Source organism: Pseudaestuariivita atlantica, from assembly GCF_001205715.1.
GTDB lineage: Bacteria > Pseudomonadota > Alphaproteobacteria > Rhodobacterales > Rhodobacteraceae > Pseudaestuariivita > Pseudaestuariivita atlantica.
Genome location: NZ_AQQZ01000006.1, coordinates 127,646 through 145,032, shown reverse-complemented (window position 1 = coordinate 145,032; position 17,387 = coordinate 127,646). Strand labels below are relative to the sequence as shown.

Sequence of the window (17,387 nt, the reverse complement as noted above, 5' to 3'; positions counted from 1 at the left end):
ATGCCGTCCCTCGTTTCCCGCCTGTCCTGCGCGCTCGCCGCCTGCGTGCTTGCCGCCCCCCTCCTTGCCGAAACCGTCGCCGAAGCGCGCCTGCGCCTCTTGCGCGGGGACCCTTCGGCGGTCGAGGACACGATCCGCCGCGCGGCGGAAGCGGGCCATTCGCAGGCCATGAACCTTCTCGCCGATGCCCACCAGCACGGCGTGGGCGTGCCGCAGGACAACGCCGCCGCGCTGGACTGGTACCAGCGCAGCGCTGCGGCGGGCTGGCCGCATGCCTATGCGAACCTCGGCGACATCTTTGCCGACGGCGAACTGGGGCTCGACCCCGATCCGATGCGCGCCGTGCAGATGTTCGAAGCGGGCTTGCGGGTCGATTTCGACGGCGCGGTCGCCATCGAATACGCGGCCTTCCTGCGCAACTCCGAACCGCCATGGCGGGACCCGGCCCGCGCGCTGCGCCTGGTCGAAGAGGCCGCCGCGATGGGCAAAAGCCGCGCCGTGGCCGAGCTTGGCTTCTACTACGCCACCGGCACGCTGGTGGACGAGGACCTTGCCCGCGCCCTTGCCCTGTTCGAACAGGCCGACGCGCAGGGTCACCCGAAGGCCGCCCGCAACCTCGGCTACATGTACGACGACGGCGTGGGGGTCGAGGAGGACGACGAACGCGCGTTGCAATACTACCTGCGCGGCGCGGATGCGGGCGACAGCGAGGCCATGGCCGACGCCGCCTTCATGCTGTGGTTCGGCGAGGCCGGGGTCGAGGACCGCCCCCGCGCGATGGAGCTTGCCCGCCGCGGCCTGACCCGCCAGCAGGCCAAGGCCTATGAATTCATGGGCGACCGCGCCTATTTCGGCGAGATGATGGACGAGGATCGCGCGCTCGCGGCGGAATACTACGCCGCCGCATGGGCGCGGGGCCGCCCGTACAGCGCCTACGCGCTTGGCTGGCAATATGCCAACGGTGACGGCATCGAACAGGACATTCAGCGCGGGGCCGAGTTGTACCGCGCCGCCGCCGAGCGCGGCAATGCCGAGGCGGCGTTCGAACTGGGCGCGATGATGCGGCGCGGCGATGTGGAGGGCGAGCCCTCAGACATGATCGCCTTCCTCGAACAGGCCGCCGAAGCGGGCAAGGCCGCCGCCGTGAACGAGTTGGGCCTCGTCTATGAATACGGCGAGGGCGTGCCGGTCGACATGGCCCGCGCGCAGGCATTCTACGAACAGGCCGCCGACATGGGTGACCCCTGGGCCAGGCGCAACGTCGGCATCATGCTGCTTGACGCCGAGGCGCCGTCGGATGCCGACATCGCCCGCGCCGAGGCGCTGTTCCAGACCGCCGCCGATGAAGGCGTGTCCGAGGCATGGGCGTCGCTCGCGGCGCTTCACCGCGACGGCGTCGGACGCCCGGTGGACCGCGACACCGCGCTGCGGCTCTTCCGGCGGAGCGGCGAGGAGGGGTACGCCCACGGCTATGTCGACGCGGCAGAGATGATCCTCGCAGACGATCCCGGTCCGCTCGACATCGTGCGCGCGCGGGGCTTCTTCAACAAGGCGGCCGAGGCCGACGCCCACGCGCTTCAGCATCTCGGTGACGCGTGGCGCGCGGGCACCCTTGGCCCGGTGGACATGGGCCGCGCCCATCAATCCTACCTGACGGCCCTGAAAGAGGTGGGCGACGCGGACGCCGCCGCCCGGCTGGCGCAGATGGCGGTCGCGGGCGAGGGCCCCTTCGCCGACGGCGCGGCGCGGGTGGAGGCGCTGTCCTACTGCCTTTACGCCGAACGGCGCAGGTCCGAATTCGCGGTCGATTGCGCGCCGCTCGCCACTGGCCTTTCGGCCGATGACACCGCCCGCGCGGACGATCTTGCGGGCGGTTACTGACCGGCGGGCGGCAGGGCGGTCACGTAAGCCGCCAGCGCCTCCCGGTCCTCACGCGGCAATTGCGCGAGGTTCTCGATCACCGCGGCCATGTGCCCGCCCGCGCTGTCGAAGTCGGGCGTGAAGCCGCTGGTGAAGTATTCGACAAGGTCACCCGTCGACCAGAACAGCTGTTTCGGCGTGATGCCCGGTATGCGCCCCTTGCCCGACGGGTTCGGCGCACCGGCCAGCCACAGGTCGCGATCCGGACCGCCCAGCGCATCGCGCGGCGTGTGGCACTCGCCGCAATGGCCCAGCGCCTCGGCCAGGTAGCGCCCGCGCTGTGCCGGTCCCTCGACCGGGTCGATCACCCAGTCATCGTCGTGGTAGAGCCATTTCCACACACCCACCGCGCGGCGGATGCTGAAGGGAAATCCCACCTCGTGCGCAAGCGAGGCAGCGTCCGACGTGGGCAGCGTCTGCATGTAGGCGAAGATATCCGCAATGTCCTGGTCGGCGGCGCGGACATAGCTGGGATAGGGGAAGGCGGGGTAGTAATGCGCGCCCTCGGGCGACACGCCCTGCTGCACGGCGTTGGCGAACTCCGCCAGCGTCCAGCCGCCGATCCCCTGCGCGGAGGGCGAGATGTTGGGCGCGATGAAGGTCCCGAAATCCGACGGGAACCGCTGCCCGCCCGCCAGCACCAGCTTGTCCTCGCCCTCGGCCCCCGGCGCGTGGTGGCACGAGGCGCAGCCGGCGGCGGCAAAGGTCAGCGCGCCCGCATCGGCATTGCCTTCGAGCCCTGCGAACTCGGTCTCGGCGCGGGCCGCCGGGCGGGTGATCCACAACCCGACCGCCACGGCGACAAGCGCCAGGAACACCGCCCAGCGAAACAGCGCTTTCATGACGGGCGCGCGTTACAGGCGCGGGCCGCGATAGGCCTTGTGGCAGGCACCGCAGGCCGCGCCGACCTCCTGCATCCCGGCACCCAGCGCCGCCTGACCGTCACCCGCCGTCGCGGCCAGCGCTGTCGCGGCATCGGCCAGCATGCTCACCTTGGTGGCGAAATCATCGGCATTGGACCAGATCTCGGGCTTGGCGCGGGTCTTGCCTTCCATCTCGAAATTGTCCGTGCCCTCGGGCCAGAAATGCATCTGGGACATGTTCGCGGCGGCGGCGAGGTTCTGCGCAGCAGCCGTCGCGGAGGCCGCGTCATAGGCCACGTCACCCTTGGCCATGCCACCGAGGATGCCCGCGTTGAAACCGTACAGCGTCATCACCGCGTTGCGGGCGGCAATGGCCTGATCCTCGAGGCTGGCATGCCCTCCGGAAAACGCGGCGGTCGCGATGGCGATGCCGATCGCGGCGGTGGTGGTCGTAATGGTGCGAAACGTCATGAAATCACTCTCCCGGCAGAATTGAGATACGTGCCACTGTAACGACAGATTGTCGCAGGTCTATCGCGGTGCCGGAATTGTGATCGGGGTCAGGCGGTGAACCGCACCTTGCCGATGAAGGGCAGGTTGCGGTTTCGCTGGGCGTAATCGATGCCGTAGCCCACGACGAATTCATCCGGGATCTCGAACCCGGTCCAGTCGGCGCGGATGTCGACCTCCCTCCGCGACGGCTTGTCGAGAAGCGCGATGGTCTTCATCCGCGCGGGGCCGCGCGATTTCAGCAGGTTCGTGACATGGTGCAGCGTGAAGCCGGTGTCGACGATATCCTCCACCACCAGCACGTCGCGCCCCTCGATCGCGCCGCGCAGGTCCTTCAGGATGCGCACCTCGCGGCTCGATTCCATGCCGTCGCCGTAAGACGACGCCTCGAGGAAATCGACCTCCACCGGCAGGTCGAGTTCGCGCACGAGGTCCGCGATGAAGACGAAGGAGCCGCGCAACAGCCCCACCACCACCAGCTTGGTCGTGCCCGCGAACTCGCGCTCGATCTCGCGCGCCAGCGCCTCGATCCGGGCCGCGATCGCCTTGGCCGAAATCATCTGGTCAATCTCGTAGGCTGCGGCCATCGGTCCATTTCCCTTGATTTTTCCGGCGCAAGATACGACATCGCCGCCCACAGTCACGCGAAATCAGGTGCCGATGCCGACCCATTCCGAAACGCGGACGCTGCCCTATACCGCAAGGCAGATGTACGAGCTTGTCGCCGATGTCGCGCGCTACCCCGAGTTCCTGCCGTGGTGCGCGGCCGCGCGCATCCGGTCGCGCAAGCCCGTGCCCGAGGGCGAAGAGGTGCTGGCCGACCTCGTGATCTCCTTCAAGGTGTTCCGCGAACGCTTTGGCAGCCGCGTGCTCCTGATGCCGGAAACCACGACGATCAAGACCGAATACCTCGACGGGCCGTTCCGCTACATGGAATCGACCTGGGCCTTCCGCGATGTGGACGGCGGGGTCGAGGTCGACTTCTTCGTGGATTTCGAATTCAAGAACGCCGTGCTGCAGGGCATCATCGGCGTGGTCTTCAACGACGCGATGCAGCGGATCGTGCGGGCCTTCGAACGGCGCGCGGCGGAGCTTTACGGAAGCTGATTGCGGCATCGCGTCGCAACCCCTCACCAATCCGTGATCTTTTTCCTTCCTGCCGCGCCGGGATGCGCTACGTTCTGCGCGGGAACCAAGGGAGGAAGCTCATGACGGGCGGGGACGCGGGTGATGCCACGCGGCTCTTGGCGCGTTTCGTCGCGAACCAGTCGGGGCGCGACATACCCCATGCCGTGCGTGCCGTCTTTCAACTGTCGCTGCAGGATTGGGTCAGCGTGGCGCTGGCCGGGACCGATGAACCCGTGTCGCGCCGCGTGCGCGCCATGGTGGTCGAGGAAGGCGGCGCACCGCAGGCACAGGTGATCCATGGACCGCGCCTTCCGGCGCGCGCCGCGGCCCTTGCCAACGGCACGATCAGCCACGCGCTGGATTACGACGACACCCATTTCGACCACATCGGCCACCCGTCGGTCGCGGTGATCCCGGCGGCACTTGCCATGGCGCAACGCTCGGCGGTGTCGGGCCACGCCTTCCAGGAAGCGGCGCTGGTGGGGATGGAGGCCTCCATCGCGGTCGGCCTGTGGCTCGGGCGGGCGCATTACCAGGTTGGCTTTCACCAGACGGCCACCGCCGGGGCCTTCGGCGCGGCGGCGGCGGCAGGACGGCTCCTCAAGTTCGACGCCGACCAGATGGCCTGCTGTTTCGGGCTGGTCGCCACCCGCGCCTCGGGGCTGAAATCGCAGTTCGGCACCATGGGCAAACCGCTGAATGCCGGGAACGCGGCGTCGAACGGGGTAGAGGCGGCGCTGCTGGTCGCCCACGGCCTGCAACCCGATCCCGCCGGGCTCGACGGTCCGCTGGGGTTCGGGGCAACGCATCACGGCGCGGCCGACATGACGGCGTTCGACGGGCTTGGCACCGACTGGCGCCTGCCGCGCGTCCAGCACAAGTTCCACGCCTGCTGCCACGGTCTGCACGCCACGCTCGAAGCGCTTGCCGAACTGCCCAACCCCGACCCGTCCGAGGTCGCGCGTATCGACATCGCCGTGCATCCCCGCTGGCTGAGCGTGTGCGCCAAGCCCGCGCCGCGCACCGGGCTGGAGCTGAAATTCAGCTACGCGGGCGTCACGGCGCTGGCGCTGCTGGGACATGGCACCGCGCGGCTGGACACGTTCTCGACCGCCATGGCGCAGGATCCGCGGGTCATGGCGTTCTACGACCGCGTGCACGTCACCGCCGACGACACCCTGACCGAGATGCAGGCCCGCGTGATCCTGACCCGGCAGGGCGGAACGCAGGAGACCGCGTTCGGCGACCTTGAAAAGCCGATGACGCTGGCGCAGCGCACCCGCCGCATCCAGTCGAAATCCGCGAGCCTCATCGGGACCGACAAGTCCAACACCCTGCGCCGCCGCGTCGTGGCGGCGGTGTCGCCGACGCAGTTCGCGACCCTGCTGACCAAGGGCGAGAATGGGGACGGGAAGGCGGCCTAGCGCCCTTCGAGCGCGCCCAGAAGCAGGCGCAGCGCGTGATCCGTCGCCGCGCGGCGCACGCCGTCGCGGCCCAGCGCGCCGTAATCGATGGTGCGTGTCGATGTGCCACCTGCGCCCGCCAGCGCAAAACAGACGCGCCCCTCGGGTTTGAAATCCGACCCGCCGGGCCCGGCGATCCCGCTGATCGCGACCGCCCATGCCGCGCCCGCGCGGTCACGCGCGCCTTGGGCCATCTCGGCCGCGACCTCTTCGGACACCGCGCCATGCGCGTCGAGCGTGGCGGGCGACACGCCCACCATCTCGACCTTGGCGACGTTGCTGTAGGTGACGAACCCGCGCTCGAACATGGCCGAGGCGCCCGCGGGATCGGTCAGCGCCGCCGCCACCATGCCCGCGGTGCAGCTTTCGGCGGCGGTCACCGTCACGCCCTGCGCCCGCGCGGCGTCGAGGATGCGGGAGGCCAGCGCGCGGGTGCTCATGCCAGCCCGTGCGCCAGCGCGGCGAGGGCCAGCACGCCGATCGCCGCGAAGAGGCCCGCGATCACGTCGTCGAGCATCACGCCCACGGCGTCCTTGCGCCGGTCCGCCCAGCCGACCGGCCCGATCTTGACGATGTCGAACAGCCTGAACAGCACGAAGGCCGCCACCCAGCCGGGCCAGAGCGCCAGCAGCGGCGCGCCCGCCGCGTTCGCCCCGTAGACCACAGGCAACAGCGCGATCCACTGGCCCGCCACCTCGTCGATCACGATCTCGGAGCGGTCCACGTCCGCGCCCGGTTCGGCATAGGACAGGATCGCGCCCAGACCCGCGAAGACGACCACGACGGTCCAGAAGACCAGCCCCCAGAACCCCGTCAGCGTCGCGATCACCCATGCCGCGGCCAGCGCGGCCAGCGATCCCCACGTGCCGGATGCGGGGCGCAGGTGGCCGACGCCGCCGAAGGTGCAGATCACCTGCGCGATCATGCCGCCACCAGCGCGACGGTGCCCATGGCGGCGATGCCTTCCTCGCGTCCGGTAAATCCCAGCCGTTCAGAGGTGGTGGCCTTGACCGACACGCGGCCCGGCTCGATCCCCAGCACCTCGGCTACGCGCGCCTGCATCGCACCGGCATGCGGCCCGATCTTGGGTCGCTCGCAGATCAGCGTCAGGTCGACATTGGCGATGCGATAGCCGCGGCTTGCCGCCAACTCCCCGGCATGGCGCAGGAAAACGGTGCTGTCGGCGCCCTTCCATTGCGGATCGGAGGGCGGGAAATGGCGCCCGATGTCACCTTCGGCCAGCGCGCCATAGATCGCGTCGGTGATCGTGTGCAGGCCCACATCGGCGTCGGAATGGCCCTGAAGCCCGCGATCATGCGGCACGTCCACGCCGCACAGCGTCACGCGATCCCCTGGACCGAAGCGGTGCACGTCGAACCCGTTGCCCAGCCGGATGTCCATCCTGTCTCCCAGTATCTCTGCCGCGCGGGCGAAATCGCCGGGGGCCGTGATCTTCAGGTTCGCTTCATCGCCCGGAACCGCCGCCACGTCCAGACCTGCCGCGCGGGCGACCTCGACGTCATCCGCCGCGCCGCCGGGATGCGCGGCATGTGCGGCAAGGATCGCATCAAGGTGAAAGCCTTGCGGCGTCTGCGCGCGGTAGAGTCCCGTGCGGTCGCGCGTGCCCTCGATCCGCCCGTCGGCGACCGCCCACAGCGCGTCGCTCACCGGCAGGCCGGGGGCGGCACCGACATGGGTGTCCAGCGCGTCGATCACCGCGTCGATCACCGCGTCCGGCACCGTGCAGCGCGCCACGTCGTGGATCAGCACCTGCGTCTCCGGCCCTTCGCGCAACGCCTCCAGCCCGGCGCGGACCGAGGCGTCCCGCGTCTCCCCGCCATGCACCGTCAGGATGCCGGGGATCGCGGCGGCCTCGGCCTCGTCGTCGGGATGGATGACCAGCACGATGCGCCCGATCCGGGGATGCGCCCGGAACCGCGCCACCGTCCAGTCCGCCACCCGCGCGCCCGCGATATCCTGCCACTGTTTCGGCACGGGGCCACCGGCGCGGCGCCCGCGCCCGGCGGCGACGATCAGGGCGGCGGTCCGTGGCGTGTCGGTCATGGCGCGTTGGTAGGATATTCCCATCATTCACGCAATCCGAAGGGCGCTGCACAATTTTTGAGCAAGTCCCCCGATAAACCCGTAAGCTCCGCACCCGTTGCATTGCTACTATGTCAAATGACCCCTACCTCTGGGGCAAATTGCACAAGGAATAAGCATTTGAGCCTGGCGCTCGGCCCACATCTTGTTGACCCGCCGGTTGTTCTGGCACCGCTTTCGGGGATCACCGACTTGCCGTTCCGGCAACTGGTCGCGTCCTTCGGTGCGGGCCTGACCGTGTCCGAGATGGTGGCCAGCCAGGAGATGGTTCAGGCCCGGCGCGGCACCCGCGAACGGGCAGAACTGGGCGGCACGGGCCTGACCTCGGTCCAGCTGGCCGGGCGCGAGGCCCACTGGATGGCCGAGGCCGCGCGGCTGGTCGCCGACATGGGCGCGGCGGTGATCGACATCAACATGGGCTGCCCCGCAAAGAAGGTGGTGGGCGGCTATTCCGGGTCGGCCCTGATGCGCGATCCCGACCACGCGCTGACGCTGATCGAGGCCGTGGTGGGCGCGGTGGACGTGCCGGTGACGCTCAAGATGCGACTGGGTTGGGACGACGACAGCCTCAATGCCCCCGACATCGCCCGCCGGGCCGAGGCGGCGGGCATCCGCATGCTGGTGATCCACGGGCGCACCCGCTGCCAGTTCTACAAGGGCCGCGCCGACTGGGCCGCGATCTCTGCCGTGACGGAGGCCGTGTCGATCCCGGTCATCGCCAACGGCGACATCACCGACACCGCCAGCGCCCGCGCCGCGCTTGCCGCCTCGAGCGCGGCGGGCGTGATGATCGGGCGGGGGGCGCAGGGCGCGCCCTGGACGGTGGCCGAGGTCTCGCACGCGCTGCATGGCACGCCCGCGCCCGCGATCCCGGAAGGTGCGGCGCTGGTGGACATGGTGGCGGGCCATTACGAGGCGATGCTCGACTTCTACGGGCGCGACCTTGGCCTGCGCGTCGCGCGCAAGCATCTTGGCTGGTACATGGACCGGGCAGGGACGCCCGCCGGGTTGCGGCGCGAGGTCCTGACCTCCCGCGAGCCCTCCGCCGTGATTGCCAACCTCGACGCGGCGCTCACCGGCCAGAGGCACGCCGCATGAGTCGGCTGGGAGATATCTGGCAATCGCTGCCCGTGCCCGCGCTGATCGTCGACCCGGACGAGAACATCGCCGATCTCAACCCCGCGGCCGAGGATTTCCTGAACGCCTCGGCCAAGGCGCTGCAGGGCCAGCCCGTCTGGGACCGGCTGGCCGTCGATGCCGCGCTTGACGAGGCGCTGACGCGGGTGCGGCTGAACGAGACGCCGCTTTTCGTGAACGACGTGGAAATCGGCACGGGCGACCGCCCGCCGGTCTATTGCACGTTGCAGATCGCACCGGTCCTTGGTGCGCCCGACCATATCCTGCTGATCATCTCGCCCCGCGAACTTGCGGGCCGCATGACCCAGAACCACACGGTGCGCGGGGCCGCGAAATCGGCCATCGGCATGGCCGAGATGCTGGCGCATGAAATCAAGAACCCGCTCGCCGGGATCACCGGCGCGGCGCAACTTCTGTCAATGAACCTGTCTAACGGCGATCTCGAACTGACCGACCTGATCGTGGCCGAAACCCGCCGCATCCTGAAGCTGCTGGAACAGGTGGAGCAGTTCGGCAACCTCTCGCCCCCCGACCGGCAGGACGTGAACATCCACGACGTGCTCGACCGCGCGCGGCGCTCGGCGCTGCTGGGTTTTGGTGCGAACATGAAGATCGTCGAGGATTACGACCCCTCGCTGCCGCCCGCCCTTGGCGATCCCGACCAGCTGTTGCAGGTCGTCCTGAACCTCCTGAAAAACGCGTCCGAGGCCGCACCCGGCGGCAAGGGCACGATCCGCCTGCACACCTATTTCGAACATTCCTTCCGCCTGCGCCGGTCCGACGGGCGCGGCCGGTCGCTGCCGCTGCAGGTGGAAATCATCGATGACGGGCCGGGCCTGCCGCCCGCGATCCGCGACGACATCTTCGACCCTTTCGTGTCGGGCCGCGAAAACGGCACCGGGCTGGGCCTCGCGCTGGTGTCGAAGATCATCGAGGACCACGACGGATGGATTTCCGTCGACTCGGTGCCGGGACGCACCGTGTTCCGCATCTCTCTCCCACGGGCCAAGGGCCCCAACCCCAAGGAGCGCTAAGCCATGGACGGCACCGTACTTGTCGCCGATGACGACCGCACGATCCGAACAGTTCTGACCCAGGCGCTGACCCGCGCCGGGTGCAAGGTCCACGCCACGTCGTCGCTGACGACGCTGATGCGCTGGGTGAGCGAGGGGAAGGGCGATGTCGTCATCTCGGACGTGATGATGCCCGACGGCAACGGGCTGGAGATGCTGCCCAAGATCAAGCAGGACCGCCCGCAACTGCCGGTGATCGTCATCTCGGCCCAGAACACGATCATGACGGCGATCCAGGCGGCCGAGGCCGAGGCCTATGACTACCTGCCCAAGCCCTTCGACCTGCCGGACCTGATGAAGCGCACCTCGAAGGCGCTGGAGAACCGCCACACGCGCGCTTCCACGCCGGTGGACGACGTGCCCGCCGAACCGGACGAATTGCCGCTGGTGGGCAAGACGCCCGCGATGCAGGCGCTCTACCGCCTTGTCGCGCGGGTGATGAACACCGACATGTCCGTGCTGATCACCGGCGAGTCCGGCACCGGCAAGTCCCTGATCGCGCGGGCGATCCACGACTTCTCCGACCGCCGCACGCTGCCCTTCGTCACCGTCACCGGCGCCGACCTGCAGGAACTGGAAGGCCCCGCGCGGGTGCTGGCCAAGGCCCGCGGCGGCACCATCCTGATCGAGGAGATCGGCGATATCGGCGACGACCTGCAGGCGCGCATCGTGCGCATGATGGACGGGCTGGATGAACAGGTGCCGCGTTTCATGGCGACCTCGCAGGCCGACCTGAACAACGCCATCGAGGAAGGCGGCATGCGGCAGGACCTCTATTACCGCCTGTCCGGCGCGGTGCTGCACGTGCCCGCGCTGCGCGAACGGATCGACGATATCGGACTTCTGGCCGAACACTTCCTGTCACGCGCCGAACGCGAGGGCATGCCGCGCCGCTGGCTGTCCGAGGATGCGGGCGAACTGGTTCGCCAGTATTCATGGCCCGGCAACGTGCGCCAGCTTGAAAACGCCATCCGCCGCCTTGGCCTCACCGCCCGGTCCGAAGAAATCACGCGGGCCGAGGTGGAGGCGGTGCTGGGACACCAGCCCGAAACCGAACCCGTCCTGACCGGCACCTCGATCGATACCGAGAAGCTGTCGGCCTCCATCGCGCGGCATTTGCGGCGCTATTTCGACCTGCACGGCGCGATGATGCCGCCGCCGGGCCTTTACGCGCGAATCCTGCGCGAGGTCGAAGCGCCCCTGATCGAAATCTCGCTCGACGCCACCGGCGGGAACCAGATCAAATGCGCCGAATTGCTGGGAATCAACCGCAATACGCTCAGAAAAAAGATCAACGACCTCGATATTTCCGTGACACGCCGCCGCAAATTGATGTAATAACGCAACAGAACCGTGGCGCGCGGGGGACACACCCCGGCGAAAGATCACGGAAAATGGCGGTTTGCGGCGGTTGTTCACAGGGTTATCCACATGCCTTGGTGCACCGTCCGGGATATGAGGGCGCATCTTGGCGACCGACACCAGCACCGAGGCAGGAGCGATTGACGGCTCCGTGATGCGCGCGTCGCGGCGTCTGCCCCTTTTGGCTGGCGGCTGGATGGCCGGTCTGTCGCGCATGCGCCGCGCACGCCGCCTGCAAACCCTCTACACCCTCGGCCTCGTCTTCCTTGGCCCGATCCTCGCCTTCGCCACCTTCGTGGTGCTTGGGCCGCTCGATCAGAACGCCTCGTCCTCGGGGCTGCGGATCGTGCTCTTGGCCGACCTCGTCTACATCCTCGTCATTGCCGCGCTGGTATCTCAGCGCGTGGCGCGGCTTGTCGCGGCGCGACGGGCACAATCGGCGGGCTCCCGGCTGCACCTGCGGCTGACCGGCGTCTTCGCCGTCATGGCGCTGATCCCCACCATCACCGTCGCCGTCTTTGCCATGCTGAGCGTGAACATGGGGCTCGAGGCGTGGTTTTCCGACCGGGTGCGCGACGTGGTCGCCGCCTCCCGCGCCGCCGCCGAATCCTACGAGGCCGACCAGCGCGTGGGCCTGCAGGCCGATGCCACGGCGCTGGCGGGCTACATCTCCGTCCAGCGCAACGTGCTGGGCGCCCCGGCGTTCGACGACCGCGCCCGCCAGATCCTCAGCCAGGGCCAGGCGCAGATCCAGCGCGGCCTGCGCGAGGCATTCCTGATCGACGCCAACGGCGAGATCGTGGCCCGCGGCGAACGCTCCTACCTGTTCGATTACGAACGCCCCACGGATGACGAGATCGCCGAAGCGCGCGACGGCGGGATCGTCCTGATCCGCGACTGGGACAACAACGAGTTTCGCGCGCTGGTCCCGATCCGGGGCTATTCCGGGCATTTCCTGTATGTCACCCGCCTCGTCGACGGCACGCTCCTGCAACTGCTCGACGAGACCGAGAAGACCGCCCAGTTCTACCAGCAGAAAGAGACCGAACGCGGCCGCGTCCTGTTCGACTTCGCGCTGCTCTACCTCGGGTTCGCGGTCCTTCTGATCCTCGCCTCGGTCTGGCTGGGCCTGTGGTTCGCCGAACGCCTGTCGCGCCCGGTCGGGCGGCTGACGGGGGCGGCGCAGCAGGTGGGTGCGGGCAATCTGGACGTGCGCGTGTTTGAAGAGGAAGCCGACGACGAGATCGCGCTTTTGTCACGCTATTTCAACCAGATGACGCGCCAACTTAAAGGTCAGCGTGAAACGCTCCTGACCAATACCGAACAGATCGAACGCCGCCGGCGCCTGTTCGATTCGGTGCTCAGTTCGGTGACGTCGGGCGTGGTCGGGCTCGACCCCGAAGGCCGCGTCACCTTCGTCAACCGCTCCGCCCAGCGTCTGCTCGACTGGAAGGATGACCAGCAATCGGTCGCGCTGGCACTGGCGGTGCCCGAATTCGGTGCGCTGTTCGACCAGCTGCTCGACGGGCAGGTTGCCTTCGTGCAGGACGAGATCAAGGTCAGCCGCGCGGGCAAGATGGAAAACCTGCTGGTGCGCATGGCCCGGCGGATCGGGTCGGAAGGCCAGATCGAAGGCTACGTGGTCGCCTTCGACGACGTGACCGACCTTGTCAGCGCCCAGCGCATGGCGGCATGGGGCGACGTCGCCCGCCGCATCGCGCATGAAATCAAGAACCCGCTGACGCCCATCCAGCTGTCGGCCGAGCGGATCAAGCGCAAGTTCTCCTCCCGCGTCGGCGAAGAGAGTGACCAGCTTGAACAGATGACCGACGTGATCGTGCGGCAAACCAACGACCTGCGCCGCATCGTCGACGAATTCTCGAAATTCGCGCGCATGCCCGAACCGGTGCTGAAGGTGCACGACATCGCCGAGCTTCTGAACGGCGCGGTGATGCTGCAGGATGCGGGCCAACCCGATGTGCGCTTTGTCGCCGACATCGCCCGCGGCCCGATCCTTGCCGACGTGGACGACACCATGATCAGCCAGGCCTTCACGAACCTGATGAAGAACGCCGGCGAAGCCACGGAAACCTATGCCGAAAAGACCGGCGAGGAAGGCTACGTCCCCGAGGTGCGCGTCTCCTGCGAGGCGGACGAGACCGGCGTGACGATCACCATCTCGGACAACGGCATCGGTCTGCCCGAAGACCGCGCGCGGCTGTTCGAGCCGTACGTGACGACGCGCGACAAGGGCACGGGGCTGGGCCTGCCCATCGTGAAGAAGATCATCGAAGAGCATGGCGGCACGCTCACGCTCGAAGATGCGGAACAATTCGACGGAACGGCCCATCAAGGGGCCAAAGCCATCATCCGCCTGCCTTTGGCGGAGACGGCACAACAACAACAACAACAAAAGGTGTGAGGACCAGGACATGAGCGACATTCTTATCGTCGACGACGAGCGGGACATCCGGGAATTGATATCGGACATCCTCAAGGACGAGGGGTTCACGACCCGTCTGGCAGGCAATTCCGACGAGTGCATGAACGCGATCAACGCCGAACCCCCGGCGCTGCTGATCCTCGACATCTGGCTCAAGGACAGCCGCATGGACGGGATCGACATCCTCAAGACCGTCAAGCGCGACAATCCCGGCGTGCCAGTCGTCATCATCTCGGGCCACGGCAATATCGAGATCGCGGTCGCCGCGATCAAGCAGGGCGCCTACGACTTCATCGAGAAACCGTTCAACATCGACCAGCTTCTGGTGGTGATCCGCCGCGCGATGGAAACCTCGCGCCTGCGCCGCGAGAACCAGCAACTCAAACGCCGCGACGTGGCCGCAAGCGAGATGATCGGCGAAAGCGCGGCCTTCCGCATGCTGATCAGCCATCTCGACAAGGTGACCAAGTCGAACGGGCGGGTGATGCTGTCGGGTCCCGCCGGGTCGGGCAAGGAAATCGCCGCGCGCTACATCCATGCCAATTCCGGCCGCAAGGACGCGCCCTTCGTGACCGTCAACTGCGCTTCGATCGAGCCCGACACGATGGAAGAGGTCCTGTTCGGGCGCGAGGGCGGCGAACGCGGGATCGAACCCGGCCTTCTGGAACAGGCGCATGGCGGCGTGATCTATTTCGACGAGGTCGCGGACATGCCGCTGGGCACCCAGTCCAAGATCCTGCGCGTGCTGGTCGACCAGCAATTCACGCGGGTGGGCGGCACCGACAAGGTACGCGTCGACCTGCGGGTGATCTCGTCCACCAACCGCGACCTCGCGCAGGCCATCGCCGACGGCACGCTGCGGCGCGAGTTGTACCACCGCCTGAACGTGGTGCCGATCACCGTGCCCAGCCTCGAGGACCGGCGCGAGGATATCCCGCTTCTGGCCAAGTATTTCATCGACCATTGCCACAAGAGCCAGGGCCTGCCGCAACGCGACCTCGCCGAGGACGCGGTGGCCCTGATGCAGACGATGATCTGGCCGGGCAACGTGCGCCAGCTGAAGAACCTTGTCGAACGGGTGCTGATCCTCGGCGACGGCACCGGCCCGATCGAGGCGCGGGAATTGCCGCAGGAAGCCGAGGGCGGGGATGACGATGGCCGCGTGGTGCTGGCAGGCGCCTTGGCAACGCTGCCCCTGCGCGAGGCCCGCGAGGCGTTCGAACGCGAATACCTGCTGACCCAGATCAACCGCTTCGGCGGCAATATCAGCCGCACCGCCAATTTCGTCGGGATGGAGCGATCGGCCCTGCACCGCAAGCTGAAGTCACTGGGCGTGGTGACCACGTCCAAGGCCGGCGCGCGCATCGCCCGCGTCGACGACGACGAACGACAGGCGGGCTGAGCCGCGCAAAAAGTTCGTACGAACTTTTTTGCGCTCTGGATGAGACTGCAAAAAGAGGTCGAGAGACCTCTTTTCCCGCGTCACCTCAACTGTTCGAAATCGCTTCCTCGTCGCACAGGACCTGCATGTAGTCCTCCATCGCGCGGGCATGCTCGTCCTGCCTGGCCGGCGCCGGGGCAGGGCGGTCGGCCGCCTGCTGCCGGGCGAGGCCGGGAATTCCGGCGGTGTCGTTGGTGAAGTGCCGGAAGAACATCGACATCACGTGCCGCACACCCTGTTCCGTCACCTCGCGCCGGTCCTCGGCATAGTAGCGTCCGCGCGTATGCGGGCTGGTGATGATCTCGAACGACGGGAAATAGAGGCAATCCTCGACCGTCCGGGCCGCCTTTTCCGCCGCGATCCGCAGCACCGCCTTCGACCACGTGGTCGACACGAACACGTGCCGGTCCTCCATCGTCGCGTTCAGCGGCACCGGTGACACCGTCAGGATGAACTTCACGTCCGGGTTCTTCTCCCGGATCATGTCGAGCGCCTCTTTCAGGTCGGCATAGGTTTCGGTCTCGTCGAAGTTGCGGAATTCATAGATCTCGGGATCGTATGTGCCGCCCGCCACGCCCGGCGCCAGCGGGTAGACCGCGCCGTCGCGCCGGTCGGCCCAGCATTCGGTCAGCCCAAGGGTGAAGACGAACACATCGGCGCTTTCCAGCGCGTCGCGCACGGCGGCAAGGTGCTGCACGCGGTCGGCGGCAAGCTCGGCCTCGCTGGCATAGCCGCCGGGCTGGATCTGCGGGCGGAACGGATCGACGACAGATACCCCGTCACGCCCGGGCCAGGCCTGATCGATCGGCTCGAAGTCGCCATAAGCGCGCTGGATCAGCTGTTTCAGCTGCCGCGTGGTGTAGAGGTTGCCGTACCGGGCCGAGAACAGGCCGTAATTGTTGGCCTTCGCGACCGGTTTCTGCACGATCGGATGCGCCGGTTCGGCGATGTAGTGGTTGTAGCCCGAATCGTTCAGCACCCGCGCGAGGTGCTGCGCGAAACAGCTGCCCGCCGTGACCACCTTGGCGTCCCGGCTCAGCCGGTAGGGCGCGTCGGGCACCGGATCGAACTGCCGGGGGCGTTCGATGCCGGGGTCTTTTTTCCAGAACTGGCGGTCGGGCAGGCCGATATAGGGATGTTTGCGGCTCATGCGGCCTCCGTTTCGCTGGTCGCGGCGGCGATGATCTTGTCCAGCATCATGCGGCCGTATTCGCGGGTGCCATGGGTGATGTCATTGCTCAACTCTTCCTTCAGGAACCCGTCGGCGGTGAGCGCGGCCTCGGGTGCCGTCACGAAGCTTGCCCCGTACTGGCGTGCCTCGTCATGCATCAGCTCGACCAGCGCGACATAGGCCGCGAGCCGCGAGCCGGGATCGCCGACGCCGTTCTTGACGAGGTTGGCCATGTTCTTCCGGACATGCCCGGCCAGTTGCCCCTTGTCCTCGATCGGGGGCGGCGTCGCGGCCATCACGACACGCGCGTCGGGAAACATCTCTACCGCGCCCCGGATCAAGGGCTGCGAATTCTCGCGCCGCTGCCGCAGCGATGACAGGATGACCTGGTAGGGCAGGAAGGTCTTGCCCGCCACATCGTCCGGGATCGCCCCCGTCCGGGGGTTCACCGTCCAGAACGGTTGCGGATGGTTGAACAGCGCGAAGGTGTTGTGCTCGTTGCCGTTGATCATCAACACGAGGACGTCGGGATCGGGATTGTCCAGTTCCGACCGCATCACCAGCCCGGTCTTGGTATCGATCTTGCGGGCGGCGTCGGCCTTTGTCTCGGCAAGGCTGTCCATCAGCGGGACAACCTCGACCATTCCCTTTTCCGAGTCAGTGACAGCCTGCATAAGCGCAATGGTGTGGCTGCGCCCGAGGATGAGAATTTTCTTGTCCATTATCAGCAATCGCAAGTTTTTGATTGTGCGAAAGTATCAAACGCGAGGTTA

16 protein-coding genes are annotated in these 17,387 nt (G+C 67.6%); 8 read left to right on the top strand and 8 right to left on the bottom strand.

The genetic code is table 11. From position 1 onward, the window contains the following. Complete coding sequence (locus ATO11_RS14085) at positions 1-1,881, top strand: SEL1-like repeat protein (RefSeq protein WP_050531541.1); 1,881 nt, start codon at positions 1-3, stop codon at positions 1,879-1,881. Here the strand turns inward: ATO11_RS14085 and ATO11_RS14080 are convergent. The 3 genes from ATO11_RS14080 to hpt all read right to left on the bottom strand — a co-directional run bounded on the left by ATO11_RS14080 (position 1,875) and on the right by hpt (position 3,880). After that, positions 1,875-2,762 carry a cytochrome c gene (locus ATO11_RS14080; protein WP_050531540.1) on the bottom strand — a complete coding sequence of 296 codons (888 nt, stop codon included), beginning with the start codon at positions 2,760-2,762 and terminating at the stop codon, positions 1,875-1,877. The two genes, ATO11_RS14085 and ATO11_RS14080, sit on opposite strands and share 7 nt — an antisense overlap. A 12-nt stretch (positions 2,763-2,774) precedes the next feature. After that, positions 2,775-3,254 (bottom strand): c-type cytochrome, encoded by a 480-nt coding sequence (locus tag ATO11_RS14075; protein ID WP_050531539.1) that lies wholly within the window; start codon positions 3,252-3,254, stop codon positions 2,775-2,777. Positions 3,255-3,343: 89 nt separating this feature from the next. Then, positions 3,344-3,880 (bottom strand): hypoxanthine phosphoribosyltransferase, encoded by a 537-nt coding sequence (hpt, locus tag ATO11_RS14070; RefSeq protein WP_050531538.1) that lies wholly within the window; start codon positions 3,878-3,880, stop codon positions 3,344-3,346. Between the two features lie 73 nt (positions 3,881-3,953). Here hpt and ATO11_RS14065 point away from each other — a divergent pair, with 73 nt between their 5' ends. Together ATO11_RS14065 and ATO11_RS14060 are read left to right on the top strand one after the other, a co-directional pair. After that, the gene (locus ATO11_RS14065) at positions 3,954-4,400 is read left to right on the top strand and encodes a type II toxin-antitoxin system RatA family toxin (protein WP_050531537.1); all 447 of its coding nucleotides are present in this window, start codon (positions 3,954-3,956) and stop codon (positions 4,398-4,400) included. Positions 4,401-4,501: 101 nt separating this feature from the next. Next, on the top strand, positions 4,502-5,845 hold the full coding sequence (locus ATO11_RS14060; protein WP_050531536.1) for an MmgE/PrpD family protein: 1,344 nt from the start codon (positions 4,502-4,504) through the stop codon (positions 5,843-5,845). Here the strand turns inward: ATO11_RS14060 and ATO11_RS14055 are convergent. The 3 genes from ATO11_RS14055 to ATO11_RS14045 are packed head-to-tail and all read right to left on the bottom strand — an operon-like array spanning position 5,842 to position 7,948. Further along, positions 5,842-6,324 carry a CinA family protein gene (locus ATO11_RS14055; RefSeq protein WP_050531535.1) on the bottom strand — a complete coding sequence of 161 codons (483 nt, stop codon included), beginning with the start codon at positions 6,322-6,324 and terminating at the stop codon, positions 5,842-5,844. The genes ATO11_RS14060 and ATO11_RS14055 overlap by 4 nt on opposite strands. After that, a complete protein-coding gene (locus ATO11_RS14050) occupies positions 6,321-6,809 on the bottom strand; it encodes a phosphatidylglycerophosphatase A family protein (protein WP_050531534.1) in 489 nt (162 codons plus the stop codon). The genes ATO11_RS14055 and ATO11_RS14050 overlap by 4 nt, the downstream gene beginning before the upstream one ends. Continuing rightward, positions 6,806-7,948 (bottom strand): bifunctional 2-C-methyl-D-erythritol 4-phosphate cytidylyltransferase/2-C-methyl-D-erythritol 2,4-cyclodiphosphate synthase, encoded by a 1,143-nt coding sequence (locus tag ATO11_RS14045; protein WP_050531533.1) that lies wholly within the window; start codon positions 7,946-7,948, stop codon positions 6,806-6,808. The genes ATO11_RS14050 and ATO11_RS14045 overlap by 4 nt, the downstream gene beginning before the upstream one ends. Before the next feature lie 159 nt (positions 7,949-8,107). Between ATO11_RS14045 and dusB the strand changes: the two genes are divergently transcribed. From dusB to ntrX, 5 genes are all read left to right on the top strand, one after another. Next, on the top strand, positions 8,108-9,085 hold the full coding sequence (gene dusB / locus ATO11_RS14040) for a tRNA dihydrouridine synthase DusB (RefSeq protein ID WP_050531532.1): 978 nt from the start codon (positions 8,108-8,110) through the stop codon (positions 9,083-9,085). Continuing rightward, positions 9,082-10,158, top strand: coding sequence for a two-component system sensor histidine kinase NtrB (locus ATO11_RS14035; RefSeq protein ID WP_050531531.1), 1,077 nt, complete (start codon positions 9,082-9,084; stop codon positions 10,156-10,158). The genes dusB and ATO11_RS14035 overlap by 4 nt, the downstream gene beginning before the upstream one ends. Before the next feature lie 3 nt (positions 10,159-10,161). Continuing rightward, positions 10,162-11,535: a sigma-54-dependent Fis family transcriptional regulator gene (locus ATO11_RS14030; RefSeq protein ID WP_050531530.1), complete on the top strand. Its 1,374-nt coding sequence runs from the start codon at positions 10,162-10,164 to the stop codon at positions 11,533-11,535. Positions 11,536-11,755: 220 nt separating this feature from the next. Then, entirely contained in the window at positions 11,756-13,981 is a 2,226-nt protein-coding gene (locus tag ATO11_RS14025; protein ID WP_242601429.1) for a sensor histidine kinase NtrY-like, read from the top strand. Positions 13,982-13,991: 10 nt separating this feature from the next. Then, positions 13,992-15,404: a nitrogen assimilation response regulator NtrX gene (gene ntrX / locus ATO11_RS14020; RefSeq protein ID WP_050531529.1), complete on the top strand. Its 1,413-nt coding sequence runs from the start codon at positions 13,992-13,994 to the stop codon at positions 15,402-15,404. Between the two features lie 85 nt (positions 15,405-15,489). On the opposite strand, the gene ATO11_RS14015 is transcribed toward ntrX, so the two are convergent. After that, positions 15,490-16,593 carry a GSCFA domain-containing protein gene (locus tag ATO11_RS14015; RefSeq protein WP_050531528.1) on the bottom strand — a complete coding sequence of 368 codons (1,104 nt, stop codon included), beginning with the start codon at positions 16,591-16,593 and terminating at the stop codon, positions 15,490-15,492. Next, positions 16,590-17,336, bottom strand: coding sequence for a hypothetical protein (locus ATO11_RS14010; RefSeq protein WP_134643125.1), 747 nt, complete (start codon positions 17,334-17,336; stop codon positions 16,590-16,592). Before ATO11_RS14010 ends, ATO11_RS14015 begins: the two co-directional genes overlap by 4 nt. Between the last annotated feature and the right edge of the window lie 51 nt (positions 17,337-17,387).